1 tRNA gene and 1 rRNA gene are annotated in these 542 nt (G+C 42.1%); both read right to left on the bottom strand.

Annotation, left to right across the window (positions count from 1 at the left end):
* Positions 1 to 316: 316 nt before the first annotated feature.
* A tRNA-Ala gene (locus IR152_RS19855) sits at positions 317 to 392 on the bottom strand.
* Between the two features lie 55 nt (positions 393 to 447).
* A 16S ribosomal RNA gene (locus tag IR152_RS19850) occupies positions 448 to 542 on the bottom strand; the annotation flags it as partial.

Here is a 542-nt window from a genome sequence, read left to right as displayed (position 1 = left end):
ATATGCAGTTTTCAAAGTGCTAAAGCACGTCGCCAACGAATAAATTCCGTTGCTTAAAGTGCTAACGCACAGCGTCAACGAACAACCTTCGTATACACTCAGATTATTCCGTTACTTAAAGTGCTAAAGCACGTCGCCAACAAACAAACTTCACATGCGTTCAGTTTATTATGTTGCTTAAAGTGCTAACGCACAGCGCCAACGAATAAATTCCGTTGCTTAAAGTGCTGACGCACAAAGCTTGTATAAAGTTAAGCTATAAGTGCATGTAAGAGGCTACTAGATAAATCAAAGATTTAGGTAATATACTCTTAAATGGTGGAGATGAGGAGAGTCGAACTCCTGACCCCTTGCTTGCAAGGCAAATGCTCTCCCAACTGAGCTACACCCCCATATATGAAGTTCATAAAGAACCCTCAAAATTAAACAGTAGGTAATTCTCCTTAGAAAGGAGGTGATCCAGCCGCACCTTCCGATACGGCTACCTTGTTACGACTTCACCCCAGTTATTGATTCCACCTTCGACGACTTCTTCCAAAAGG

The sequence above is a fragment of the Clostridioides sp. ES-S-0108-01 genome, assembly GCF_020662285.1.
Lineage (GTDB): Bacteria > Bacillota > Clostridia > Peptostreptococcales > Peptostreptococcaceae > Clostridioides.
This window is presented reverse-complemented; position numbering and strand designations above follow the sequence as displayed.